Source organism: Rhizobium sp. BK512 (assembly GCF_014194915.1).
Taxonomy (GTDB): domain Bacteria; phylum Pseudomonadota; class Alphaproteobacteria; order Rhizobiales; family Rhizobiaceae; genus Rhizobium.
Window position 1 is genome coordinate 418,396 of sequence record NZ_JACIAS010000005.1, and the last position, 24,169, is coordinate 442,564.

General features: G+C 58.1%; 22 protein-coding genes. 13 read left to right on the forward strand and 9 right to left on the reverse strand.

The annotated features are described in order from the left end of the window. Positions 1 to 21 precede the first annotated feature (21 nt). Positions 22 to 2,541 carry a leucine--tRNA ligase gene (leuS, locus tag FHX06_RS19900; protein WP_183880573.1) on the reverse strand — a complete coding sequence of 840 codons (2,520 nt, stop codon included), beginning with the start codon at positions 2,539 to 2,541 and terminating at the stop codon, positions 22 to 24. 412 nt (positions 2,542 to 2,953) lie between these two features. On the opposite strand from leuS, the gene FHX06_RS19905 reads away from it, so the two are divergent. The 5 genes from FHX06_RS19905 (at position 2,954) to FHX06_RS19925 (ending at position 7,668) form a co-directional block, all read left to right on the forward strand. Then, positions 2,954 to 4,237: a GGDEF domain-containing protein gene (locus tag FHX06_RS19905; protein ID WP_183880575.1), complete on the forward strand. Its 1,284-nt coding sequence runs from the start codon at positions 2,954 to 2,956 to the stop codon at positions 4,235 to 4,237. A gap of 809 nt (positions 4,238 to 5,046) precedes the next feature. Then, entirely contained in the window at positions 5,047 to 5,691 is a 645-nt protein-coding gene (locus FHX06_RS19910; RefSeq protein ID WP_018114117.1) for a lysophospholipid acyltransferase family protein, read from the forward strand. Then, positions 5,688 to 6,635, forward strand: a complete 948-nt coding sequence (locus tag FHX06_RS19915) for a phosphatidate cytidylyltransferase (RefSeq protein ID WP_112542588.1) — start codon at positions 5,688 to 5,690, stop codon at positions 6,633 to 6,635. The genes FHX06_RS19910 and FHX06_RS19915 overlap by 4 nt, the downstream gene beginning before the upstream one ends. Next, positions 6,635 to 7,030 carry a hypothetical protein gene (locus tag FHX06_RS19920; RefSeq protein WP_112970472.1) on the forward strand — a complete coding sequence of 132 codons (396 nt, stop codon included), beginning with the start codon at positions 6,635 to 6,637 and terminating at the stop codon, positions 7,028 to 7,030. The genes FHX06_RS19915 and FHX06_RS19920 overlap by 1 nt, the downstream gene beginning before the upstream one ends. Then, positions 7,027 to 7,668, forward strand: a complete 642-nt coding sequence (locus FHX06_RS19925; protein WP_112970473.1) for a CDP-alcohol phosphatidyltransferase family protein — start codon at positions 7,027 to 7,029, stop codon at positions 7,666 to 7,668. Before FHX06_RS19920 ends, FHX06_RS19925 begins: the two co-directional genes overlap by 4 nt. Here the strand turns inward: FHX06_RS19925 and FHX06_RS19930 are convergent. Both FHX06_RS19930 and FHX06_RS19935 read right to left on the reverse strand, forming a co-directional pair. Further along, positions 7,655 to 8,623, reverse strand: coding sequence for an ornithine cyclodeaminase family protein (locus tag FHX06_RS19930; RefSeq protein WP_312866589.1), 969 nt, complete (start codon positions 8,621 to 8,623; stop codon positions 7,655 to 7,657). The genes FHX06_RS19925 and FHX06_RS19930 overlap by 14 nt on opposite strands. 223 nt (positions 8,624 to 8,846) lie before the next feature. Continuing rightward, positions 8,847 to 9,626, reverse strand: a complete 780-nt coding sequence (locus tag FHX06_RS19935) for an alpha/beta fold hydrolase (RefSeq protein ID WP_183880579.1) — start codon at positions 9,624 to 9,626, stop codon at positions 8,847 to 8,849. Between the two features lie 119 nt (positions 9,627 to 9,745). Between FHX06_RS19935 and FHX06_RS19940 the strand changes: the two genes are divergently transcribed. The 5 genes from FHX06_RS19940 (at position 9,746) to FHX06_RS19960 (ending at position 16,148) form a co-directional block, all read left to right on the forward strand. Then, positions 9,746 to 10,696, forward strand: a complete 951-nt coding sequence (locus FHX06_RS19940) for an AraC family transcriptional regulator (RefSeq protein ID WP_210299325.1) — start codon at positions 9,746 to 9,748, stop codon at positions 10,694 to 10,696. Between the two features lie 262 nt (positions 10,697 to 10,958). Continuing rightward, a complete protein-coding gene (locus FHX06_RS19945) occupies positions 10,959 to 11,840 on the forward strand; it encodes an MBL fold metallo-hydrolase (RefSeq protein ID WP_018114432.1) in 882 nt (293 codons plus the stop codon). Between the two features lie 202 nt (positions 11,841 to 12,042). Further along, on the forward strand, positions 12,043 to 12,678 hold the full coding sequence (locus FHX06_RS19950; protein WP_183880581.1) for a hypothetical protein: 636 nt from the start codon (positions 12,043 to 12,045) through the stop codon (positions 12,676 to 12,678). A gap of 247 nt (positions 12,679 to 12,925) precedes the next feature. Next, positions 12,926 to 14,653, forward strand: a complete 1,728-nt coding sequence (locus FHX06_RS19955) for a flagellin (RefSeq protein ID WP_183880582.1) — start codon at positions 12,926 to 12,928, stop codon at positions 14,651 to 14,653. A gap of 1,231 nt (positions 14,654 to 15,884) precedes the next feature. Next, positions 15,885 to 16,148, forward strand: a complete 264-nt coding sequence (locus tag FHX06_RS19960; protein WP_029616346.1) for a DUF982 domain-containing protein — start codon at positions 15,885 to 15,887, stop codon at positions 16,146 to 16,148. A gap of 61 nt (positions 16,149 to 16,209) precedes the next feature. Here FHX06_RS19960 and FHX06_RS19965 read toward each other — a convergent pair whose 3' ends face one another. After that, complete coding sequence (locus FHX06_RS19965; protein ID WP_113015140.1) at positions 16,210 to 17,094, reverse strand: LysR family transcriptional regulator; 885 nt, start codon at positions 17,092 to 17,094, stop codon at positions 16,210 to 16,212. 229 nt (positions 17,095 to 17,323) lie between these two features. Here FHX06_RS19965 and FHX06_RS19970 point away from each other — a divergent pair, with 229 nt between their 5' ends. Both FHX06_RS19970 and FHX06_RS19975 read left to right on the forward strand, forming a co-directional pair. Further along, positions 17,324 to 18,058 (forward strand): SDR family NAD(P)-dependent oxidoreductase, encoded by a 735-nt coding sequence (locus FHX06_RS19970; RefSeq protein WP_183880584.1) that lies wholly within the window; start codon positions 17,324 to 17,326, stop codon positions 18,056 to 18,058. Between the two features lie 71 nt (positions 18,059 to 18,129). Continuing rightward, positions 18,130 to 18,729 carry an NADPH-dependent F420 reductase gene (locus FHX06_RS19975; RefSeq protein ID WP_113206570.1) on the forward strand — a complete coding sequence of 200 codons (600 nt, stop codon included), beginning with the start codon at positions 18,130 to 18,132 and terminating at the stop codon, positions 18,727 to 18,729. A gap of 114 nt (positions 18,730 to 18,843) precedes the next feature. Here the strand turns inward: FHX06_RS19975 and FHX06_RS19980 are convergent, their stop codons facing one another. Then, on the reverse strand, positions 18,844 to 19,203 hold the full coding sequence (locus FHX06_RS19980) for a hypothetical protein (protein WP_183880707.1): 360 nt from the start codon (positions 19,201 to 19,203) through the stop codon (positions 18,844 to 18,846). Positions 19,204 to 19,303: 100 nt separating this feature from the next. On the opposite strand from FHX06_RS19980, the gene FHX06_RS19985 reads away from it, so the two are divergent. After that, positions 19,304 to 19,528, forward strand: a complete 225-nt coding sequence (locus FHX06_RS19985; RefSeq protein WP_312866588.1) for an RT0821/Lpp0805 family surface protein — start codon at positions 19,304 to 19,306, stop codon at positions 19,526 to 19,528. Positions 19,529 to 20,714: 1,186 nt separating this feature from the next. Here the strand turns inward: FHX06_RS19985 and FHX06_RS19990 are convergent. The 4 genes from FHX06_RS19990 to FHX06_RS20005 form a co-directional block, all read right to left on the reverse strand. Next, positions 20,715 to 21,512, reverse strand: a complete 798-nt coding sequence (locus FHX06_RS19990) for an HAD-IIB family hydrolase (protein WP_183880586.1) — start codon at positions 21,510 to 21,512, stop codon at positions 20,715 to 20,717. Beyond that, complete coding sequence (locus FHX06_RS19995; protein WP_183848799.1) at positions 21,512 to 22,294, reverse strand: DeoR/GlpR family DNA-binding transcription regulator; 783 nt, start codon at positions 22,292 to 22,294, stop codon at positions 21,512 to 21,514. Before FHX06_RS19995 ends, FHX06_RS19990 begins: the two co-directional genes overlap by 1 nt. 9 nt (positions 22,295 to 22,303) lie before the next feature. Next, positions 22,304 to 23,026 carry a glycerophosphodiester phosphodiesterase family protein gene (locus tag FHX06_RS20000; protein WP_246715594.1) on the reverse strand — a complete coding sequence of 241 codons (723 nt, stop codon included), beginning with the start codon at positions 23,024 to 23,026 and terminating at the stop codon, positions 22,304 to 22,306. An 87-nt stretch (positions 23,027 to 23,113) separates the two neighbouring features. After that, a complete protein-coding gene (locus tag FHX06_RS20005; protein WP_183880588.1) occupies positions 23,114 to 24,166 on the reverse strand; it encodes a sn-glycerol-3-phosphate import ATP-binding protein UgpC in 1,053 nt (350 codons plus the stop codon). Between the last annotated feature and the right edge of the window lie 3 nt (positions 24,167 to 24,169).

The window sequence follows — 24,169 nt, forward strand, 5'->3', positions numbered from 1 at the left end:
AAGCCAAGATGTTCGCGGCAATCAATCTCCCACGACAAAATTAACAAGGCGGTCTGGTACCGCGATTTCTTTTCTAATTTGCTTGCCCTCGAGCAGCGCACTTACGCGCGGATCGTTCTTGACGACAATCAGAAGCGCGTCGGCAGACAGACCGGGAGCGGCGAACACTTTGTGACGCAGCTTACCGTTAATTTGAACAGCGTACTCGCGACGCTCGTCTTCAGCCAGAGTTTCATCGAATGACGGCCACGGGGCGTAGGCAAGTGAGGTCTTGTGACCCAGCATGCACCATAATTCCTCGCAGATATGGGGCGCGAAAGGAGCCAGCAGCAACACGAAAGTTTCCACCGCCGCCCGCGGCCTTTGATCCAGCGCGATCAATGTGTTCGACATCTCCATCAGCTTGGAAATCGCTGTGTTGAACCGCATCGCGTCGATATCCCCACTGACCGCGCGCACGCTCTTGTGCATCAGGCGAACGATATCGCCTGTGGGCGGGGTATCGCTGATCTGGTCGCTCAGGCTGTCGGCTTCGTTGGCGATCATGCGCCAGACCCGGTGCAGGAAGCGACTGACGCCGGCGACGCCCGACATCTGCCACGGCTTGGCAACGTCGAGCGGCCCCATGAACATCTCGTAGAGCCGCATGGAATCGGCACCGTAGAGATCGATCACCTCGTCCGGATTGACCACATTGACCTTGGACTTGGACATCTTCTCCACCTGCTGGCTCACCGGCATCTCGCCGGCGAACCATTGGCCATTGCGCTCGCGGACATCCTCGGGACGGTAATACTTGCCGGTGGCGTCGCGGTAGGAAAAGGCCAGGATCATGCCCTGATTAAACAGTTTCTGGAACGGCTCTTTGGTTGATACGACCCCTATATCGAAGAGCACCTTGTGCCAGAAGCGGGCATAAAGCAGATGCAGCACGGCATGCTCGGCGCCGCCAACGTAGAGATCGACGGGCAGCCAATATTTCTCCACCGCCGGATCGATCGGAGCCAGGGCGTTTCTCGGATCGGCAAAGCGCAGATAGTACCAGCAAGAGCCCGCCCATTGGGGCATCGTATTGGTTTCCCGCAGCGCTGCCAGACCGGTCGCGGGATCACTCGTGCGCATCCAGCCCTCGGCCCGCGCCAGTGGAGGTTCGCCTGTTTCGGTAGGCTTGTAGTCGTCGAGCTCCGGTGCCAACAACGGAAGCGCATCCGCTGGCAGGGGTACAATAGCGCCATCCGCCCGGTGCAGGATCGGGAAAGGCTCGCCCCAATAGCGTTGGCGCGAAAACAGCCAGTCGCGCAGGCGATATTGCTTGCGGCCTCGCCCTACGCCCTGCTCTTCAACCCAGACAATAGCGGCCCGCTTTGCCGTTGGTGTGTCGAGACCGGTCCAGAGGCCCGAATTGACCAGCCTGCCCTCACCTTCCCACGCCTCTTCCTCGATATCGGTTTCCGCCGAGGCTGCGACAACTTCAACGATCGGCAGGCCGAAAGCACGTGCAAATGCGTGGTCGCGACTATCGTGGGCTGGCACCGCCATGATTGCGCCGGTACCAAAGCCCGTCAGCACGTAATCGGCGATCCATACCGGCATTGGTGTGCCGGAGGCAGGATTGATGGCATATGCGCCGGTGAATACGCCGGTCTTGTCGCGCTCCTGCGATTTTTCGACATCACTCTGCGTCGCAGCGCGGGCGAGATAGGCCTGCACCGCCTCTCGCTGCGCTGGCGTCGTGATCGCCGCTACCGCTGCATGCTGGGGCGACAGCACGAGGAAGGTCGCTCCCCAGATCGTCTCGGGCCGAGTGGTGTAGACACTGATGCGCTCTCCGCGCCCTCCAATGGCAAAGGCAATCTCTGCTCCTTCCGAACGACCGATCCAGTTGCGCTGCATGGTTTTGATGCCCTCGGGCCAGTCGAGCCCGTCCAGGTCTTCCAGCAGACGGTCGGCATAGTCGGTGATCTTGAGCATCCATTGGCGCATGAGGCGGCGCTCGACAGGCTCCCCCGTCTCCACATATCTGCCGTCCTTGACCTCTTCATTGGCCAAAACCGTCCCTTGTGCCGGACACCAGTTGACCGGCACCTCTGCCTGATAGGCAAGGCCACGTTCGTAGAGCTTGAGGAAGATCCACTGTGTCCAGCGGACGAAGTCGGGATCAGTGGTGGAGAGTTCGCGGCTCCAGTCGTAGGAAAAGCCCAGTCGCTGCACCTGGCTTTTGAAGTTGGCGATATTGGTCCTGGTGGTAACGGCGGGGTGTACACCCGTGCGCACTGCATAGCGCTCCGCCGGCAACCCATAGGCATCCCAGCCCATCGGATGCAGCACGTTGAAACCTGCCATCCGCTTGTAGCGCGCGACGATATCGGTCGCGGTATAGCCCTCCGGATGCCCGACATGCAGGCCTTCGCCAGAGGGGTACGGAAACATGTCGAGTACGTAGTATTTCGGCTTGGAGCGATCTTCGCCGGTTCGGAATGTTGAGTTTGTGTGCCAGTAGTTCTGCCACTTGGGCTCAATACGCTTTGGATCGTAAGCCACAATTGCCTCTATCGGTTGATCTGGCCGAAGAGAGCAATAAAAAACCCGCCTCTTCGGCGGGTTGCATCATAAAAGCGCGCACGCTAACCCACCCTCGTCAAGCGAAGGTGCCTAGGAGCAGGATATGGGCGGCGCTATAATTCATGATTGAACCAGTGCCATGAATTCTATCGAATGTCCACTTGTCGGAACAATCCCGAAGCGGGCCGTTACGGACTCGCATCACTATTGTTCGCGCAACACGCCCATCCTGGCAGCGGAGAACTTGCGAGATTCCGCTGCCCCAATCTGATACAGGCTCTTTCAGTCCCTGTATCCTGAGAGAGGACTTCTTTAGGCAGCCAACGCCGTCCTCCCCGACCCTAGGGGCACGTCGTCTTGTCGGTAGACGCCTCCTGCCTAGATCCACCAGATGGACGCCAAGCAAACAAAAACCGATGGCAAATCGGTAGGAGCACACCCGCGCAAGCTTCTGCAGCGGCTGAGCGCCACGATTATAGAGGAAGTCGAGCGCCAGTTGGGCGGGCGCACGCGTGATATTCGCCTCAATGGAGAACTCGCTTATCTTTTTCGCGAACGCTCCTGGCCGCAGGCTTCAAAAATCATCCGCGCCTGGATGGCCTGGGTTGTCGTACTCGATGTCCTGGCGCTCGGCCTCAACGCAATCCTGCTTCCAATCGAAACCGTCGAGCCAATGCTGCTTCCAGCAGCCATCCTTCCCCCCGCTGCCATCGTGACGGAGATCGCTTTTCGAAAGCCCCTGGCGCCTTGGCAACACGGCGTATTCCTTCTTTCCGGGGTTTTTCTGATTCTGCTCTCTGTGGCCTTGGTAGGCGTCAACACTGGCGGCGAATTTTATGAACGGCACCTCACCATCATGCTCTTTGTGGCCGTTACCGCCATCGTCATATTTCCCATGCCGTTAAGCTGGGCGATTGCCATTGCTGCTTATGCCCTCGGGATCTATCTCACGTTTCAGCTTCGAAACCCTGATATCGCTGTGGGAAGCGCGATCGCGGGGACGCTGTTTTTCACAGGAGGCGTCGCGGCAACGGTGGTGGCGCGCCGTACCGCGATTATCCTTGCCCAGAAGACCTTCCTGCTCGAGTTGCGGGACCGAAATCGGCTGGCGGATCTGACGGATGCAAATGCCCGCCTCGAACTGCTTGCACGAACCGACCCGCTGACAGGCGTCGCGAACAGACGTTCGATGATGGATGCCCTGCAGCGTTGCTGGAAGGACGAACAGGGCGCAAATACCATTGCGATGCTGATGTGCGATGTCGACGACTTCAAGAGGCTCAACGACACCCTTGGTCACGCCGAGGGTGATCGCTGTCTGGTCAAGGTTGCCGGCATCATTCAGAGCAGCATGAGAGATGAACAGGATCAGGTCGCTCGCTACGGGGGCGAAGAATTTCTGGTTCTTCTTCCAGGGGCCGATGACCGCATCGCCAGATCGATTGCTGCGACAATCCGAAGCCGCGTGGAAGCTGCCTCTCTCCCCAACCCGACATCTCGCGTCATGCCCTACATCACCGTGAGCATCGGAGTGGCAACGGCGTCGCGAGATGGTGACCGTGCGTCGGCGGAGGACCTTCAGCGCCGGGCTGACGCGGCTCTCTACCTCGCTAAGGAAAAAGGCCGGAACTGCGTTGTTTCCTACGGTGACAAGAACGATCAAGCGATGAAATGAGCGGCTCGATTAATTGTCGTTGCGTCGACGGGCAGGCGACGAAGGATAAGTGGCCGGATCCGATCGTCATCTCCAGAACAAATGCCTTTAAATTAAGGATTTAACCGGGGACATCGAAAATCCTGCGCCTATAATCTCTGCCACGCAAGTCTATGATCACGCTTCTAGGCACATTGAACTCCACGCGGCCTTCCAATTTTCACCACAATCCGCCTCACGTCGGACTTTGGTCCGTTTTCGACAAGATTTTTCTGTGCATGATCCGGAGTTATATCTAGGTCTGGGGGATGAAATACTGTGATCTACGAAAAGCGGAATGTTACCGACAGCCAAAAAGAACGGACTCGTTTCGAAAAGGAAGCGGCCGAAGCTCTCAACAGGCATTACCGGCGCCCGATCGCGATCTGGTTTTCCTGGCAGCCAGGCCAGAAGCCGAATACGATCGATCTGCGAGCCACTCCCCAAGTTCTAGAGCAGGCCGAGGGCCGGGGACCAGTCATCAGGGATCACTGATTGTCGCTTTTGAAGTGCGCCGGGGTTGTGATGGCCAGGACGTCGCCGCCGCCAGTATCAGGCGACGCGCGATTTCGCAGGCGTGATGCCTCTCCCTTAAACCCTCGAATGGTGGCCACGTCTAAGACTGACCGTCGATCGCGAGGCGACCGGGACATCGATGGCGTTCGGCTCTATCGGCCTCCGTCGAAGTATGTCTACGCCTTTCGGTTGAAAACCCGCGAAGCTCCTTCCTTCTGCCGATGACAATGCTAGAGTTTCGGTTGGTGACCCGGCTAACATCAGCAGAGTGGTGAATGAAGGCTTTGCTTACAAAGGCCGCGGCGACGGTCATCGTACTGTTCGCACGCGCTGTCACGGCGGTCCGCGCCGTGTGGCCTGAGGGAGGGCTGCCCTCCCGCCCTTGTGTTTATTATGCCAACCACTCCAGCCACGGCGATTTCGTTCTGGTCTGGACGGTATTGCCGCCAAGGCTGCGGCATCGAGCCCGTCCGGTCGCAGGGGCCGAATACTGGCTGAAGTCCTGGCTCAATCGCTTCATCGGCAGCGATGTCTTCAATGCGGTGCTTATTGCGAGGGATCGGGACAAGCGAACGGAAGATCCCGTTACGCAGATGGCCTCGGCCATCGATGCCGGTTCGTCCCTCATTCTCTTCCCGGAAGGTACGCGAAACCAGTCCGACGCACGGCTCCTCCCTTTCAAAAGCGGCATCTTCCATCTGGCGATGGCGCGCCCTGATGTCGATCTCGTGCCGGTCTGGATCAGCAATCTCAACCGCGTCATGCCGAAAGGCGAGATCGTTCCGATACCGCTGATCTGCACGGTTACTTTCGGCAGCGCTTTGAGGATCGCACCGGGAGAAGAGAAGGATGTTTTTCTTGAACGGATGCAGGCCGCTCTCCTGGCCCTGTGTCCGAACACTGTAGGCGGTGGGGAATGAGTGGCGCGAACTCCGATCTTATGACGCTTGTAGCCGGGATCTTCGGCGTGCTCATTGTTGCGTCAGTCATCGGTTACATATTGCAGCAACGCTTCTCGCCGAACGGCTCGAATGCGGCTGTCGAAAACCTAAACGCGCGGATCAAGGCGTGGTGGGTCATGGTCATCCTGATCGGCATCGCTTTCATGGCGGGCCGTATCGGCGTATTGATCCTGTTTGGCTTTTGTTCGTTCGCAGCACTTCGCGAATTCGTAACCCTCATCAATACAAAAAGGGCGGATCACTGGGCGCTTGCGGCAGCCTTTTTCGTTGTCGTTCCGATCCAGTATTTTCTGCTCTGGGCCGAGCAATACGGCATATTTTCAATCTTCATCCCGGTCTACGCCTTCCTGCTGATGCCGATCATCTCGGTATTGCGAGGCGATACGGAGCGCTTTCTCGTCCGCATCGCGGAAGTCCAGTGGGCCTTGATGATCTGTGTCTTCTGCGCGTCCCATGTGCCAGCTCTGCTGACCTTGAAGATACCGGGATATGAGGGCCGCAATGTGCTGTTGATCGCCTTCCTGGTGATCGTCGTCCAGCTCAGCGATGTCCTGCAATATGTCTGGGGCAAACTGTTCGGACGCACAAAGATTGCGCCAAGACTGTCGCCGTCGAAAACGGTCGAGGGCTTTGTGGGCGGTGTCATCAGTGCGACGCTGATTGGAACGGGCCTCTGGTGGATTACTCCATTTGCACCGCTTCAGGCCGGTCTTCTCGCCCTGGTCATCACGCTGATGGGCTTCTTCGGCGGCCTGGTGATGTCGGCGATCAAGCGCGACCGCGGTGTCAAGGATTGGGGCAATCTCATCGAAGGCCACGGCGGATTGATCGACAGGCTTGATTCCGTCGTCTTCTCTGCACCCATCTTCTTCCATCTTACCCGCTACTGGTGGTCGCTCTGATGCCTGTTTTGCTGCAACGTCTTCTGCGCAGCGGAGTGGTGCACGTCCTGTTTGCCTTTCTGGCGATGGGCAGCTGGGCCGTCTTCGCCAATCGCGCCCACGCCATGCCGGCGCCGCTCTATGCCGGTCTCGTGCAGGGGACGATTTCCGCCGCCCTGACGCTTTTCCTGAAATCGGTGATCGACTGGCTTTCCGTCCGCTTCAGCGGTCCAGCACGATTTTGGGCCCCGCCGCTAATTGCCTGCCTTGGCTCTGCCAGCATTCTGGTGGCGATCCATGCGGCGAGCGGTACGCCGGAAATACTTCGGACCATCGCGCTGCCGTTGCTTGTATCGACGACTTATGCCGCGATCTACAATTATTCGATCTCCGCAAGACGAGGTTTCGACACATGATGGAGACAGCAGACAGGAGGCCCCTGGCAAGCCGCAATACCCGATGGGCGGGCGCCATTGCCCGATGGATGGCCGCACGCGCAATCACGCCGAATCAGATCTCGCAAGCCAGCATGCTCGCTGCGGCAATTGCCGGCAGCACTTTCTATCTGGCGGGACAGACAACAGGCTTGCCGCGTGCGGGCTACCTGCTTCTTGCTGTTCTATTCTGCCAGGCGCGCCTCCTTTGCAACCTGTTCGACGGCATGGTGGCGGTCGAAGGCGGAAAGGGAGAGGCTGACGGTCCTTTCTGGAACGAATTCCCGGATCGCATCGCCGACCTGATGATATTCGCCGGCGTTGGCTATGGCATCGAGATGCCGGGATTGGGCTGGGCCGCCGGCGCTTTCTCCGTGCTGACGGCCTATGTCCGGGAACTCGGCCGCGCCACCGGCAATCCCAGCGACTTCTCCGGCCCGATGGCAAAGCAGCATCGGATGGCAACGATCACGGTGGCGGGATTGGCATCCCTTCTCGAGCCATTATGGGGTTGGCAGAACCAGATTCTGACCATCGGTCTCTGCGTCGTTGCGGCGGGAGCAGCCCTTACAGCGATCCGCCGCTCGAGGACATTGATAACGCGTCTCAAGCTTCGCTGATGGTGCTCTTTGGGTCGACACCCTTCGTGTATGTGTGATGAAGAAAAGCAGCACATGCGAGGTCCTGGACTATGGACCCGAGTGATTTGTAGATTGTCACATCGGCCTTGCTTACCCTGCCCTCGGACGCGCCGGCGAACACTGCTCCTATCTCCGCAAGAACATCGATTTCGGAAACAAGTCCGGCCGCCTTCGCCCTCAGGAATTCAGCGCCTTGCGCGATGACGCCTTCTCGATGGTCAGGAAAAAACCGTGCTCGCTTGACAAGCATTTCGTCGATCTCGGCCGGTCCAGCGTAGCTGGATCCAACAACATTGACATGCGCCCCATCACGAACATCTGCAGAAAAGAGGATCGGATCCCGGGCCGATGTTGTCGTGCAGATTATATCCGCCGTTTCAACCGCGGCCCTCGGGCTTGTTGCGACTTCTATAGAAATGGCAAGTTCCCGGCGAATACGTTCACAAAGATATTGCGCCTTTTCCCGCGATCGTCCCCATATCGCAATGTGCTCAAGTTCACGAACATGCGGGATTGCGAGAGCGTGCTGCCACGCTTGCTCTCCCGTGCCGAGGATCGCAAGCCGTTTGGCGTCTGCGCGAGCCAATATGTCCGTTGCCGCAGCGGAAGCGCAGGCGGTTCTTATCGCGGTGACCGCACCTGCATCGACTAAACAGGTCGGCGCCCCAGTGCTTCTGTCGAAGAGCAGGATTGCTCCTTGATGCGATCGACCATGTGCTGCCGCGGATGGGAAGACGCTGACGAGTTTCGCACCGAACCCCGCGCCATCCAGGACACCTGGCATAACGCCGAATAGGTCACCGGCGCCGAGATCGATGACGTTGCGAAGAGGCTGCCGGGATTGTCCCGTCGACAGTCTGATCATGGCCTCTCGCATGAGAGAAATGCAGTTCTGGCGTCCTAATCTGTTTGCCACTTCTTCGGGGCCGATCACGATCAAGGTTCGTTCCTTCCTTTTCTTAACCGCAGCCGACATCACTGATGTGGCTCGGCAGCTGCAATCCGTTGATTAAATTCCGGAGAGGTTAGGCATAATTACCGATTGAACGATCTTTCCAGCCCGAGACGAGATATAGAACACGAGCAAAGGGTCAGTAGGAAGTGCGGAGGCGAACGTCATCCGCCCCGCGCGAGCGCAGCAATGTTCTCGATCCTGTTTACTCAGTCGCGCTCTCGATCGCCGCAGCGAGTCCATCAGCGTCAGTCAGGAACGGCAGGTGGCCCGCTTGCAGCGTCACCGTGCGGCGCACCGGCATGCTGCCAACCATCCTGGCCTGGAAGGCGGGACTGATAACCTGATCCGCGCTGGTATGGACGTAGACCTTATCGACCTTCCCGAACCGGCTGTTCGTGAGGCGCACGGGGGTCACCAACGGAACCACGGGCTCGTCGAGGATGAGGCCCGGCAGCTTCTCCTTCAGAGGCGCCGGACCGTCATTGGCAAACAGTTCGGCACGCGCCGAGTATTCGACCACGGCAATCCCCTTTTCCTGGTCGATCCTCAGATGCGGCCCGATCTTGGCGTCGTGATCCTGCTGGGCCAGCGACAGGAGCGAGTCCCCGTCATGCGGGAGGTAAGCGGCGACAAAGACCAGTGTCTTGATCTTCTCTGACGCCCGCTCGGCGGCAGCAGCGATGACGATGCCGGCGAAACTGTGGCCGACCAAAATCACGGGACGATTGGCATTGGCAAGCGCAATGAGCACCGTATCGCGGTATAGATCGAGACTGACCGCGTCGGGGGTCATCGGGTTTGACGGTCGGCCGGGCAAATCGATTGTCAGAACCTCATGACCGGCGGCCTGCAGCTTGGCTGCGACATGCCCCCAAACAAAGCCGCTGGCGAAAGCGCCGTGAACGAGAATGACGGGCGGCTTTTCTGCAGCCATGGCGGAGGCGTTTGAAGTAGAGTTTGGTACGGAGTTTCCGGCGGTCATTTCATTGTTCCTTCGCATTTTTGCTGGTAATTTCAGCGGCAGTCGGCAGGCAAAAACTAGGGGAAAGCCGGAGGTCGGGATATGCCACTGCTTCCGAAATACATGATGGATCGTCCGGAATGACGCAGGACTTTGGGATGTCGGCGGCACGCAATGACGTGCTGTCAGAGGTGTTGAAGCTGATCCGTCTACGCGGTGAGTTGGTTTACAGCGCTTTTCTCGGAGAACCGTGGGGGCTGCAGTTTCAGCCCGGACCCGCACACTTTTATTTCATTGAGACGGGTCAGGTCTTGGTAACACCGGCCGGCGAGAGGCCAACGCGGGTCAATCAGGGCGATCTTGTCTTGTTGCCATTGGGAAAAGGCCACGTGATCACCGACGCCCTGGGTTCACCGGCGGAGAATATCGGCTTGGTCGCGGCCGAACATTTCGATCGAGACGAGTTGGTACTGCGACATGGCGGTGACGGGCCAGTCAGCCAACTGGTCGGAGGCTTTTTCAGCTTCGAGGGAAGCCAGCTTCCCGCGGTCATGTCCGCGCTTCCGGCCTTGATTCACATCCCTCGCGGCGACGCCGGAACACCGCCATGGCTCGCAGCCATATCGCGTTTCCTGGTCGCGGAGGCACGGCAACCTGATCCAGGCTCGTCCCTGATGATTTCCCGCCTGATCGACCTCCTGGTCATTCGTACCTTGCGCAGTTGGGCAGCAATCGAGGCCAACCACATGGGATGGCTTGGAGGGTTGGGCGAGGAGCGAATTGGACGGGTCCTCAACGCCATGCACGCTGATCCCTTCCGGCGCTGGACCGTGCAGTCGCTTGCCGAGATCGCAAGAATGTCCCGCTCCATTTTTGCAGAGCGATTTACCGCCGCGGTCGGCGAGCCGCCTCTGCGTTACCTGTCGCGATGGCGTCTCACAATAGCCGCCGACTTGCTCCGCAGCGGCGGATTGAAAGTAACCGAGGCGGCCTATCGCTGCGGATATGCGTCGGATGCGGCGTTCAGCCGTGCGTTCAAGGCCCATTTCGGCTATGCGCCGAGCGAGGCCAAGAACCGCCAATTGCCGTGAGTGTCATCGAGCGCAGTACGTAGCCTGCAGCTTACGAATGCAAGATCCGGGCTGGATGCGAATTAAAACTCTGCCGGGACAACGTCTGAGCCTGTCCGTCTGGTGACAGTTGGAAATTTGATAGATACCCTACTCCTGCCCTAGCTCCTTGAACTATATCCGCCGGGTTCGCAACGGTGATATCTTGGCGAGACTGCGAGGAGCCTGGCTTGATGATGGAGCCTAAATGACTTCATCGCTCCCGAAGTGAGAGGATCTCGTCATGCTGAATTCCAAAACATTGTTCGTGGCTTCGTCTCTGGCGTTGGCGATCACGGGATCCGCCTCCGCGCAAATGCCTCCGCAGCAGCCGGACTCGAAAGCCTTCAAGATTGGCTCCCTCGATCTGGTTTCGTTGCACGACGCCCAGTTCGTACTGCCCAATGACGGCAAGATCTTCGGTATTGGACACTCCCCGGAGGAAATTGGTGAAGTACTAAAGGCGTCAGGTGCGCCGACCGATACCGTGACGCTGAGCGTAGATGCGTTGTTGGTGAAAGAGCCAGAGCGCGTGATCCTGATCGATACCGGGGTCGGTGGAGCGCTGCAGCAGTCCCTCGCTCAGGCAGGCACCAAACCGGAAGAGGTTACCGACATTCTGATCACCCATTCACATCCCGATCACATGGGCGGCCTCGTTAAGGACGGCAAGCTGGCCTTCCCCAAGGCAACGATCCGCATGTCGTCGGCGGAATGGGAGTTTGCCAGGAAGAACGCCCAGCTTGCGGACGTCGTCAAGGTGATCGAAGGAAATGTGAAGACGTTCAATCCGGGCGTGGAGGTCGTGCCGCAGATAACTTCGGTCGGCTTGAAAGGCCACACACCGGGCCATGTCGGTTATGAAATCGTATCCGGCAAGGAGAAGCTGCTGGACATTGGTGACACGGTGCACAGCTCGATCATCTCGCTTGTAAAACCGGAATGGCTCGTTGGGTTCGACAATGACGAAAAGGGCGGCGAGAAGAACCGCATCGACACATTGAAGAAACTAGCGAAGGACAAGGAACTCGTCTTCACGCCGCACTTCCCCTTCCCGGGCGTCGGTCACATCGCAGCCGACGGCGATCACTTCTCGTGGCAGCCAAGCGTCCCGACAGCGAAGTAATCGTCCGGTCCGGAACGAAAGGCAGTTTGAGAAACGGAGCACCGATCTTGGCAATCTCGAGCCGGGTGTCTGGCGCGAATTTGCCTGTGAACAAACTATGCGAAAAGTTGTAATTTCCCGCGATCCGGGTAATCCGTTGGAAAGTATTCAATCTGAGAAATATTCATTTTGTTCAGATACAACTTGATCAGGACGAACATCTTTGAGCAAAGAAATTCCCAGCATCAATGATCTGGCACATCAATTTTATCGGGATCATAAGAAGGTTCTTGATCTGCTTGCGAAACCGAGCCCTGCGCTTGGCTTTGATGTCGCGGCTCAAAGATTGTTCGGCAAAAAGCCCGAGCGAAAGCAGGTGCTCGCAACTGTTGCCGGTCAATTCGTCTACTGTCGAATGGAAAAGAACCAGGTAACCTTCCTACCGGCTGCCTGGAAGGACAAACTGGACAACATGCAAAGCATTTGGACAGGCTGTGAGAACTGGTGGCTTGGATACCCGCTCATCACCTATCTGTCGACAAGGTCCGGCAAGAACGGTGCTGACGGCGAGCTGCATCTCAATATCGAGCTGGGCCCGCTTTCGGACCACCGGCTTCGAAAAGGAATTATCGCTACTCTCGCAGCGGAAGCATCCGCGAAAGGCCTGAAACGGATCGGGTTTTCTGCCGGAGCGGCCGACAACGGACGCCTATACTCCCGGTTTTTGCAGAAAAGCTCGGTTTCGCTCGATGATTCTTACAACGAGCATGAGGTCGAACAGAAAATGCGCCATCTCCTTGTTGAATTCGAACCAGAATTCGATTTTGTCGCAAACGTCATCCCGCAGTTCCCCATTTAAGAAACCACTATCTCCCGTTAGCTTGCCGTTAACCTTCTCGGGTGCAAATGCGTTAACGATAATTCGCGGGACGATTGAAATCGCAACCCACAGTAATGAGTTTCGACCCTCAAGGTCTATGCGTAACGGTCTCGCCATGATGACGAGCACCCCCAGTGGTTAACCGTTGAAGTGTTCCGACATCGCTAGCAGCCTGCGCCGGACCGGCTGAAGTCCGGGGGCTAGCCTATTCCCACGGGGCTTTAACGTGACCAGCATTCTGACGAACACATCCGCCATCGCCGCACTTCAGACGCTTCGAAGCGTCAACGCGGGACTTGAGAAAACACAGCATCAAGTCAGCTCCGGCCTTCGGATTCAAAAGGCATCAGACAACGCGGCTTATTGGGCGATCTCGACAACGATGAGGTCGGACAACAGGGCATTCTCGGCTGTATCCGACGCCATCGAATTGGGGGCAGCGACGGTCGACACGGCTTATGCCGCGACGTCGTCCATCATCGACATCCTTGGTGAATTCAAAGCCAAACTCGTTGCGGCCAAGGAAAAAGGCGTCGACAAATCGAAAATTCAGGACGAACTCAACCAGCTTAGCGCGCAGGCGCAGGCAGCCGTGATATCGGCGAGCTTCAGCGGCCAGAACTGGCTGAGTACCAACGCTTCGACGCACCTGATGGAAACCACCGAACTTGCAACCGATGTGGCCTCTTCCTTCGTCCGTTCGGAGAATGGAGCGGTGGCCGTCACGACGACGAAGGTGAACCTCAAGAACACCAGCATGCTGAACGCCGGAGGCGGCGGCATCCTGCAGAAGGAGCTCGGCGGTGTCGGCGACATCGGCGGCTTCCGAAGCACGGGCATCAATTCCGTGGCGCACGAAGGCCACGAAAGCCACAGTTTCACCGGCCCGGCGACTTTCGGCACCACGGACTACATCACATTCGATCTGGTCGTGGATGCAGGTACACTTTCGGGAGGTATCACCTATTCCGGGCTGAGGATCGACAAGACGGTCATCGACTCCGCGCTAGGCACGAGCGACGGCACGATCCATGACGGTGCAGAGATGCGAAAAGTGCTCCAGAAAGTATTCGCCGACAACGCTGTCAAAGCGACCGCCAACGAGACAATGTTCACAGGCTCGACGACAGCAACGGATGTCTTTGAGATCGGTTCCCTTGAGACTTCCGGTCATCCAGGTTCCAGCATCGATATCTCCAATGTCGTATCCAATCTCGGAAGCTCGTATCCCGCAGGCTTCGCCATGGGCCTGGAAAACCCGCCGAGGCAGAACCACGACAATATGTATCCGGAAGCGTGGTTCGATTTCACCAAGCCGTTCACCGTATCGCCGACGTCGCAGATTTTCTTCGACGCTCAGGTCGGTCCTGGCGCGCCTCAATCCTTCACCATCGACCGTGCGACCGTCGATGCGGCACTCGGCACGACCGACGGCACAGTTGGAAGTGCCGCGGACCTCGCGACCGTCATAGAATACGTCACGACCGGGATGGGCCTTTCGGTGACCACGTCCGGCAACCAACTGACGTTTTCCGCGGATCGGACAATGTTTCCGGAAGCAGGCAATCGCGCCGCCCGCGTCATGGTCGGGAATGTCACGTCCAATCCGACCTGGGCTTTGGAATTCGATCTCGCCGAAGTCGATGTGACGACATCAAGCTTCACTGTCGACGAATACCTGGTTGGCGTCGAATATATGCTCCATCGATCGACGACCAGCGGCAGCGTCCTTGGCTCCCTCGACAAGCGCCTGGGCATGCAGTCGGATTTCGTCAGCCATCTTCAGGCCAGCATGACATCCGGTATCGGACGCTTGGTCGATGCAGACATGGAAGAAGTATCCGCGAGGCTGACGGCCCAACAAACCCAGCAACAGCTGTCCGTCCAGGCACTTCAGATCGCCAATCGGGGACCGAGTACGATTCTTCAGCTTTACTCGGGACGTCAGGGCTAGCGTGATGCGTCGGCGGCCGAGTCCGCCCGCCCGTTCTGGATACTCATCCCGCCGATCTAATTTCTAAGAGGCAGATTGCAGATGCAGGCGGACCGCACAGCCGGCTTTAGCGGGACTATAGGGCTTGGGTCCCCGGCTGTACGGTCCGCGCGTCTTGCTCGCGACGAAGACTTAAGTTCCTGCCCACCGTAAGAACTGATCGATGGATATCAGCCGAATACAGATGGCAGGAACCTGGTCTCCATTTCGTCACATCGCCCTGTCTGACCGGGAGTGAAGCTCAAGGCAGTCACCGAAACAGCCGCGCGCAAACCGGTCGCAATGACTAGGAGCAGCCGCGTTTCTGCATCCGCTTTAGGATTTTCGCTTTTTTCTCTACTTCATCACCGGGTCTCTTGCCGCCTGTCGTTCGCGACAAGCGATCCTGCATTTGTTCGCAGGTTTTGCGTGGGCGATTATCATCCCGATCCTTCCGGCGAGCGTCCGCTTCGTCCCCGCTGCTCAACAACATCGTCACAGAAACAAGGCTGACGATTGCGGTTCTCACTTGGGGCTGCCTTCGGGATTCGGTTGTTGCGATCCACAGTCGCGCGGGTTGCTTATCAACCCTACCATAATCGGACGACGGTTGGTGTGCGTCCGCTAGCAATGATGTCGACGCATTTTGCACCATCAGGAACGGAAACGGCCTTCGGTAGCAGAACTGCCTGGCTGCGATTGCTTTGAAATACGGCACCTTGCTCCACGCGCGCGTGATCGCGCCACGCCCGGAAAGGAGACACCGGACCGGCTTGTCAACGAGGCGGTGTTCCGCTTGCCGGCAGGTTCCGGCACCGGTCGCGACCTCTACAAAAGTGACGTTATTATTCCGAGTCAACCAACACCCGAATAAAGTCGATTGCGTCGATCTCCGACTTTATGGTGAATATGCTGGTAATGCTGGATCTCATTGACCCAGGGGGAAGTATCGGTCAGAGGCAATATCGGCGCGACCCCTGAAGAGGAAGGACAACTACCCTCTCTTCGGGCCATATTTCAAATTCGGCACGTACCGGAGGCATTGACGAGCGAACCGGGATACAATCGTGCACTAAACTCTCCGCGCGGTCCGACCAAGCACTTCGGCTCAATTGCACTGTCACGCGTTTTTCACGCGACAATTTGCAACCATACGATTAACTCTCTCGCTCAAAACGTGTTGGCCGATCGTATCGCCGTGGGGTATTGCGTCATGAAATTCGACACCTCTACCGAATTTGATCAAGTCATCCTCATCTTCAAAGATCCCGGCCGACGGCTGATCGTTCGGACCGTGCAGGAGGCTGCCAACGCTTTGCTGAAAGACTGGCCATCGGACGATGGCGAGGAGTTTTTATCTGCGGTGAAAGCGTGTGTCGACGTGATGACCGGAAAGGCCAGTAGCTGGGAGCTGAGAAGCGCGATCCTCCGGGCCGCTAATGAAGCTGGTGTGGCCGCGGTTGCCGTACTTCATTGAGCGATGGGCGCCCGCCATGGATCGTCCGGCGGGCCATATCAGTTCGAAGCGATCGTGACACCTAACCCGATCCCGCCAGAAGTGACGCGTGCTCGGCAAGCTTGCGAGCGGCGAACTCGGTGAAGAGCCGCACACGCTTCGTCTTGCGTGTCTCACCCTGCGTGAGAAGCCAGAGCGTGCCGTACATGTGCAGGTCAGTTCCAGGTACCCTCACCAGCGTTGGATCGGCATCTCCGACGAAGCAAGGCAGCGTCGTCATTCCCAGCCCCTGCTGCACCGCGACGATCTGCGCCTCGGCATCAGTGACCCTGAACGGCACGCCTGAATTACGGGTCTCACCATGGCGGACCCATTCGGGAATACCGTGAGCGCTTATGACGATCCACCGGACAGGATCAGGCCCGCCGGCATTCCATGCGGGCAGCAGATCGCGAGACATATAGATTGCGCCGAACACATCCGGTCCCTTCAGTCCGTGAAGATTGGGCGGCAGAGTCTTGCGGTCATAGACGACGCGGATCGCGACGTCGGCCTCTCGGTTTGTCAGGTTCGCCAGGTCGCCGGATGACATGATGTCCATCTCGATGTCCGGATGCGAGCGCGCGAAGTCAGCGAAATCAGGCATGAGGAGGTGTGTCGCAAGTGTCGGGGCCAGCGTCACCCGCAGTAGCCCGCGCACGCTTTGGTCGCGACCGAGGACGCGGGTCTCCAACTGATGCGACGAGGCTTCCATCTGCTCCGCGAGCTCGCGTACCTCTTCCCCCGCCGCCGTTATGTGATAACCGGAAGGCAGCTTCTCGAACATCCGCGCTCCAAGACGCTCCTCAAGCTGGCCGATACGCCGAAGGACAGTGGAATGGTTCACGCCGAGAACCAGGGCAGCCGCCCGGACTGATCCGGCTCGCGCTACGGCAAGAAAATAGCGAACGTCATCCCAGTCAATCATGGTGCATTCCGGCACCGCAGCGGTGCGCCCTCGTAGCCATTCTGCAGTCCAAACTACCGCTGTATGCACAGAAATCAAATCGGCTAACCAACTAAGCCGGATCGATTTTGCACCACCCTTGTGCGTGCTTGCGCACTGACACCCGGAATCCGGTGGCCCTATGTTGGTGTTCTCAGGGTTTGGCAGGGCACTTCTCCATACCCGCGGAACAGACCGAAGGATGCACAACATGAACAGACTAGACGGAAAGACTGCCATTATCACCGGTGGTGCCACTGGCATCGGCCGTGCCGCGGCGAAGCGCTTCATCGAGGAAGGCGCCTTCGTCTTCATCTTCGGTCGCAGGCAGGAAGCGCTTGACGCGGCCCTGGCCGATCTAGGGCCAAATGCCCTCTCTGTGCAAGGCTCGGTCTCCGACGAGGCGGACCTGGATCGTCTTTATGCGGCAGTGAAGGCCGAGCGCGGCACACTCGACATCGTCTTTGCCAACGCAGGAGCGGGAAGTCCGCTTCCTCTTGGCAAAATCACCGCAGAGCATATCGACGACACCTTCGACACCAATGTGAAGGGCACGATCTTCACGGTGCAGAAAGCGCTTCCGCTCATGGGACAAGGAGGGTCAATCATACTGACCGGATCGAGCGCAGGCACCACGGGCGCCCCGGCATTCACCGTCTACAGTGCCAGCAAGGCGGCGGTGCGCAACCTCGCCCGGACTTGGGCCGAGGACCTGAAGGGCACAGGCATCCGTGTCAACGTGCTCTCGCCCGGTGCAACGGCGACCGAACTCGCGAAGGATGCGCTTGGCGAGGAAGGGCAGAAGGCTTTCGCGTCGATCACCCCGCTCCAGCGTATGGCGGATCCGTCAGAAATCGCAGCTGTGGCCGCTTTCCTCGCGTCGCCGGACAGCAGCTTCATGACCGCCAGCGAAGTCGCCGTTGATGGCGGCCTGGCCCAGCTCTGACGCTCAGCCTGCTTGCGCCTTCGAAAAACGAGCGGGGCGCCTGGGAATTTCATGAACCAAGGGAGAAGATTATGACCTATGCAATCATCGGCTTCGGCAAGATCGGCCAGGCTCTCGCCAAGGCGTTCGCCCGAAGCGGCATTGAAGTATCCGTTGCCACCACTCGCGATCCGGAAAGCTTTGCATCTGAGGCCGCCGCGATTGGGCCTGGGATCATCCCGAAGACACTGACGGACGCAATCAAGGCGGACGTCATCTTTCTGGCAGTCCGTTTCGAGGCTCACGCAGGTGTCGCAAAGGCGCTGTCGGACTGGAAAGGGAAGATCATCGTCGACGTTACCAATGCCTATGGGTTGCCCCTTGAGATACTGGGAGAGCAGCCTTCCGCTAGAGTAATTGCGAACGCGTTTGCAGGCGCCAAGGTGGTCAAAGGGTTCAACCATCTGGTCGCCGGGATCCTTGAACAAGATCCGGATATCCACGGCGGCAAGAGGGTTGTGTTCCTGGCGAGCGACGACGAGGACGCGTCAAGGCAGATCGGCACGCTTGCGGAAAATCTCGGTTTTGCGCCGATCAACCTCGGCCGACTTTCCGAAGGCGGACTGCTCGTGCAGGCGCGCGGGAATAAATGGGGTCATCTGATCTTCAAGGACTTGGTCAAATTCAACTGATCTCGTTTTCGCAGACCCAAGAGAAGCCGGAGAATCCAATGAGCAGCGGCGACAAGGAAGGGTTGCTGCCGCTATCGGCCGAAGACATCGAGTGGATCGTTCCCGGGAACGCCATCACAGACACTCAGGTGTCAACGCCACAAACAAGCCGTTCATGAATGACCGGCTCACAATTATCGTCGAGAACGGGAAAGTGGCGGCCATCAGCGAATACATCGACACGCAGGCGCTGGCACGAATTTCAGGCGATTGACAGCGCGATCCGTGCGGCAAGACCGTCCTGCGCAACGGAACCTTTTGCTTCGATGAGTGATTAAAGCGGCGACGGTGGATCTCCCTGTTCGTCGCCGGCCGATGATAAATCTCATCGGCCGCAATCGGGTCTCCCCAGAATGTGAACGCTTGGTAACTTGAAATATTAAAGGCGAAAGGCTTTATGCAGCCGATGAACTCGAAGCACTTCATCACGGCCATGAGCATTGCAGCTTTGACGGCATGCTCACATATCGAGCCTCTTGAGACGCCCCTCGCCCAGTCAGCAATCCCGCACGAGGCGCCTTTGACGGATCAAGCAGTGATCGCAGATACTGTCGGTCGCAGTCCTGTCGGCGCAAACGCGCTCGCCTGGGCCAACCCGTCGACAGGCAGCGCGGGGGTTATCGAACAGATCGATGCCAGTACCGATGGACCGGACGGATGTCGCCGTTTTGTAACCAGCCGGCAATCGCTCGACGGCATGACGCGCTTCAATGGCGTAGCCTGCCCGTCCGGGGACAGTTGGAAACTGGGCGGGCAATAGGGCCAGCTCAACGTCGGTAGCCGATGCCAGCAGCGCTTCGCTACGACCGCTTGGCGATGGGGGCTGTCACGAAGGTCCTGCGATGCGGTCCACAAGGCGGGGTGCCTCCTCGGCGGTCACCAATATTATGCCTGACTAGCGGATAGAGGCGAAATCCAGCCCGGCGAAATAGAGGCCGGGCGGCCACGCCATCCTCGTGGATAGGCTGCCCCTCTGCATCGAGCGCACCGTCAAGCTTCATCCAATTGAAATCGCCCTTGAAGCCTGTGCACCACAAGAGCAAAAATCGGGTGCTTTATCCTGAACTCCTTCAAGCGGCTGTGAGCGCCCGCGAAGGTCCATGGTATTTCTGATTCAATCGCTAGTGGAATCGATAGAAGTCTACCGGATATCACATCGCAATGACGAGACGAGCCTGCAGGCCCTGTCTTGCGGCGTCCTTTAGTACATGCTCAATTTGATTTTCGATTGTGGAAACTCAGTCTATGCTGTCGCTTGTCGGGATGAAGTTGGCAAGCAGGCTCGAATTCTCGCAACAATGCGTTCGTTCGCCTCGTAAGAGGTCTCCTCGTCCCTGGTCGCGAGCGTTGAGGGGTTCAGGACGAGCGAGTCGAAGCTTACCGAACTGGTCGTCTCGTCCGTATTGAGGCAGACTTCGTCGAAGAGTTCGAGGCCTGGAGCACGACCTAGATGACGCGCTTCGGCTAAGAGGATTCAGAAGTGAAATTGTTTCTGCTCCTGCCCCTGATTGCGATTGTCTGTTCGGGCTGTTCGACCGAGCCACCCACCGTGTCCCGAGCGGTGCGCCCTCAAAGCCGTCACGCATCACACCTTCCCCAAGCGCCAAGCTGTGAAAGCAAGCTTAATTTTGAAGGGATGTTGCGTACACTCTGCTATTGAGGCTTGTTTGTGCGCTTGGACCGCAGCCGGCCTCAGTCATGAGAAATGCAACGCGCGCAGTTACGGAGAGGCCAGCGAGAGGGCGGTCGAATTTACGCGCCGGCAGATCGGCATCTTGAGCAGCGGCGGTCATTTCCCTGAAATCGATATCGCAACAACAGGGACCTGGGCTGCCGATCCCGCTCGCACGACCTACCTCCTGGACGTGAGGACGCCGGCTGTTCCCTCGGCAATCTTTCCAGATCCAGTAGCGGAACCGATACCATCCTAGCGGCTGGCCCCGGCGCTAAGCCTCTCTATGCTTGGCTGCAGCAAGAATGGTCTCCCCGATATCGGCAAAGCCGAGGCCGGCTGGCCGGGTCGAGATCCACCGAGGGGCATGTGAGAGCTGCGGCAAAATCGACAGGACATTGTTCACGCCGAAAGAATTGACGATGTAGCCGAACATCGGTGCATCGTTGCGGGAATCGCCGACAAAAGCCGTCGCCAGCGGAACTGCCTGCGGGCTGAGGCCAAATTCCTCGATCAAGAGACGTTCGCTCATCGAGCGTTTGTCGTAATTGCCGATCCATGTGTTGATATGGATCGAACTGATGGCGACGGTTGCCCCACGGTCACGCAGACACGCCGCCAAGCGGTCTACCTCGGCCGGTGGATGGCCAACGATATCGACGGCGACGTCCGCCAGCCGAAAGGCTTGATCATGTGCAATCTGAAAGCCCAAGCCCTCACGTGCGATAATGTCGACGACCGTCTGGAGATGGCGCCGTTGACGCTCGGTCTGGATCGCCTGTCCCTCCCAATAGTCGAAGACGACGTCGCGCCCTCGGCGGAAAACTGCATAGGCGCCGCTTTCTCCTATGACCGCCTTGACGGGCCAGGCGCGAACAATGTGCTCACACCAACCGGCAGAACCGCCAGTGACCGGAATAACCGCAATACCGGCATCGTTCAGGTCCCAAAGCACCTGATAGGTCTCCGGGAGCAACTGTCCGTCGGTCGTCAGCGTGTCGTCAATATCGGTGAAGAGGTAACGCACGCCCCGAAGCTCGTCAGCAGATGGAGTTCGATCAACAAAAGTCATCAATTTTCCTCGCCGCTTGTGACGATTTCGACGCCGCTTGCGGCAAGCGCTTGCCGGATCTGCGGTTCGCCCGGCAAGCGATCCGTGTAGAAGCGGTTGAGTTGTTTGAATGGAGCAACGCGAACAGCCGCCGTGCGCTCCCATTTGCTGACGTCGGCCGCGAGAAAGCGCGTCTGCGAATTCTCGATCAGAGCATTGGTTATCTGCGCCTCACCGTAACTGAAATCCATGATACCGTTAGTCACGCTCAGTGCACCGGCGCCAAAGACCGCATAATTGGCGTAGAATTTCTCGATGAACTTGATGACGTCAGCGCCAACCACGTCGCGGTCGTCGTGACGTAGCAAGCCGCCCGTCAAATGCACTTCGACGCTCGGCGCGTCGCAGAGCGTAAGCGCCACATGGATATTGTTGGTTACGACGGTCAGCCCCTTGTGGTCGCGCAGCGCCTCGGCCACGAACTGGACGGTGCTGCCGACCCCGAGAAAGACGGTCGAATCCGGACCGATATCACTTGCCAAGCGTCTGGCGATCGCCCGTTTGGCGCGCTTGTTCAACTGCGCTCGTGCATTGAGCGAGATATTGCTGCCCTCGATCGGAAGATCCACTCCACCGTGAAATCGCCGTGCAAAACCAAGGTCGCACAGCGTATTGATGTCGCGGCGTATCGTCTGCGTCGTCAGGTCGTATCGACGCGCAAGCTCCTCGATAAACTGGGTCCCTTCACTCTCGATCAACGCCAGGATTTCACGCTGTCGCGCCGAGATCATGCGCTGCGCCATCGACTGTCCCTACTTTAGAAAGAGGCTCGGATCATCGGTTATCACACCTGTCAGCCCTGCCGGCCAGAAGGACGTCAGCAGGCGGGGGTCGTTGCATGTCCATGCGCGAACTTTGATGCCGCGACTTGCGGCCTCTTCCAGGAATCCGATGCTCAGCGATTTGTAAAGGAGATGGATGGTCTGCGCCGGCACAGCTGCAAGTCGGTCCACCCAGTCCTCGGGAAGCTTGCTCCAGAGCATGGCAAGATCATAGTTCGCATCCAGCTTGTGCATCGCCCGCAATGCCGCAGGATCGAAGCTCGAGATCATCACTTGCGTATGCGCTGCGCGCATTTGGAGATGCTCGTGGACCGTTCTCGTCAGCTGCTCGAGCGACGTCTGATGCGGATGCTGCTTGATTTCGACATTGATGTTGAGACCAAGGCGGCCCAGTTCCGGTACGACATCGGCAAGCAGCGGGATCTTTTCTCCCTTGAATTCCTCGCCGAACCACGACCCTGCATCGATCCCGGAGAGATCGGCGGCTGTCATATGCTTGAGGTGTCCCTTCGAAGAGGAGCAGCGATCGACCGTTACGTCATGAATGACGACGGCGGTTCCGTCGCCAAGTAGCGCCACATCCAGTTCGACCCACTCTGCGCCCTGGTCGGCTGCCGCCTTGAATCCGGCGATCGTGTTTTCGGGCGCGACAGCGGATGCGCCGCGATGAGCCTGAATTTCATTTTTGGCCAAGTCCGAAGCCAATATATGCTGTGTCATCATGTTCACTTCTCAAAATAAAGTTCAGTATTGTCGAAGTCGTGCTTGCGCGGCTTCGGATCAGAGATCGTCCGTTCGCCTGCCTGTCTGGCGATTGAAGGGATGGATGGATGCAAGGCGAATATAAACCGGGATTTTGGCGGCTTCGCTAAAATCAGGTCTTCCCGGAACGGTAACAATGGCGGTCTGATTGCTTTCCTCCAGGCGGATGTGCAAATGGCTTTCGCCACCGATCGGCTCAAGGAGTTCGACTATTGCATCGAGACGGATAGACGGTTCGCTCGGCTTCTCCGTGAATATGTCATCGGGTCGAATACCGAGCGTATCCGTCGCGTCCGGCAGCGTGAGCAGACCATCGCCGTCCGCTCGCCTGACCAGTTCGAGTGGCAGAATGTTCATCGGCGGCGAACCGATGAAGCTCGCGACAAAGAGGCTAGCGGGACGATCATAGACGTCGACCGGCGTGCCGACCTGTTCGACGAGACCGCCATTCATCACCACGAGGCGATCGGCCAATGTCATGGCCTCCAGCTGATCGTGCGTGACATAGATGCTGGTCGTCTTCAGCCGACGTTGTAAACGGCGAATTTCCACGCGCATCTGTACGCGCAGCTTGGCATCGAGGTTGGAGAGCGGTTCGTCGAACAGAAAGGCAGCAGGCTCGCGGACGATTGCACGTCCCATTGCGACACGCTGGCGCTGACCGCCGGACAGCTGACGCGGTTTGCGCTCGAGCATCGGACCGATCTCGAGGATCTCGGCAACCTCGGCAATCCGGCGATCGATCTCGGTCCTCGGCGTGCCTCGATTCTTCAGACCGTATTCAAGGTTCTTGCGAACACTCATATGTGGATAAAGCGCATAGTTCTGGAAAACCATGGCGATGTCCCGTTCGGCAGGTTCCGCCTTGTTGACGTTGCGTCCGGCGATCTGGATCTCGCCGTCGCTGACTGTTTCAAGGCCTGCTATCATTCGCAACAAGGTTGATTTTCCACAGCCCGAGGGGCCGACCAAGACAATGAATTCGCCGTCCGCGACTGAAAGGTCGATACCTCTGACCGCGGGGACCGAACCATAGTTCTTCTTGATGTCAATTATATTGATCGCTGCCATTTT

Bases quoted from the DNA above. Each gene is read 5' to 3' on its own strand.
- FHX06_RS19975 (WP_113206570.1), top strand. From the start codon at position 18,130: ATGACCTATGCAATCATCGGCTTCGGCAAGATCGGCCAGGCTCTCGCC.
- FHX06_RS19905 (WP_183880575.1), top strand. From the start codon at position 2,954: ATGGACGCCAAGCAAACAAAAACCGATGGCAAATCGGTAGGAGCACAC.
- FHX06_RS19920 (WP_112970472.1), top strand. From the start codon at position 6,635: ATGCCTGTTTTGCTGCAACGTCTTCTGCGCAGCGGAGTGGTGCACGTC.
- FHX06_RS19915 (WP_112542588.1), top strand. From the start codon at position 5,688: ATGAGTGGCGCGAACTCCGATCTTATGACGCTTGTAGCCGGGATCTTC.
- FHX06_RS19945 (WP_018114432.1), top strand. From the start codon at position 10,959: ATGCTGAATTCCAAAACATTGTTCGTGGCTTCGTCTCTGGCGTTGGCG.
- FHX06_RS20005 (WP_183880588.1), bottom strand. From the start codon at position 24,166: ATGGCAGCGATCAATATAATTGACATCAAGAAGAACTATGGTTCGGTC.
- FHX06_RS19960 (WP_029616346.1), top strand. From the start codon at position 15,885: ATGAAATTCGACACCTCTACCGAATTTGATCAAGTCATCCTCATCTTC.
- FHX06_RS19965 (WP_113015140.1), bottom strand. From the start codon at position 17,094: ATGATTGACTGGGATGACGTTCGCTATTTTCTTGCCGTAGCGCGAGCC.
- FHX06_RS19995 (WP_183848799.1), bottom strand. From the start codon at position 22,294: ATGGCGCAGCGCATGATCTCGGCGCGACAGCGTGAAATCCTGGCGTTG.
- FHX06_RS19990 (WP_183880586.1), bottom strand. From the start codon at position 21,512: ATGACTTTTGTTGATCGAACTCCATCTGCTGACGAGCTTCGGGGCGTG.
- FHX06_RS19935 (WP_183880579.1), bottom strand. From the start codon at position 9,626: ATGACCGCCGGAAACTCCGTACCAAACTCTACTTCAAACGCCTCCGCC.
- FHX06_RS19910 (WP_018114117.1), top strand. From the start codon at position 5,047: ATGAAGGCTTTGCTTACAAAGGCCGCGGCGACGGTCATCGTACTGTTC.
- FHX06_RS19925 (WP_112970473.1), top strand. From the start codon at position 7,027: ATGATGGAGACAGCAGACAGGAGGCCCCTGGCAAGCCGCAATACCCGA.
- FHX06_RS19980 (WP_183880707.1), bottom strand. From the start codon at position 19,203: ATGGCCGTGATGAAGTGCTTCGAGTTCATCGGCTGCATAAAGCCTTTC.
- FHX06_RS19940 (WP_210299325.1), top strand. From the start codon at position 9,746: ATGACGCAGGACTTTGGGATGTCGGCGGCACGCAATGACGTGCTGTCA.
- FHX06_RS19970 (WP_183880584.1), top strand. From the start codon at position 17,324: ATGAACAGACTAGACGGAAAGACTGCCATTATCACCGGTGGTGCCACT.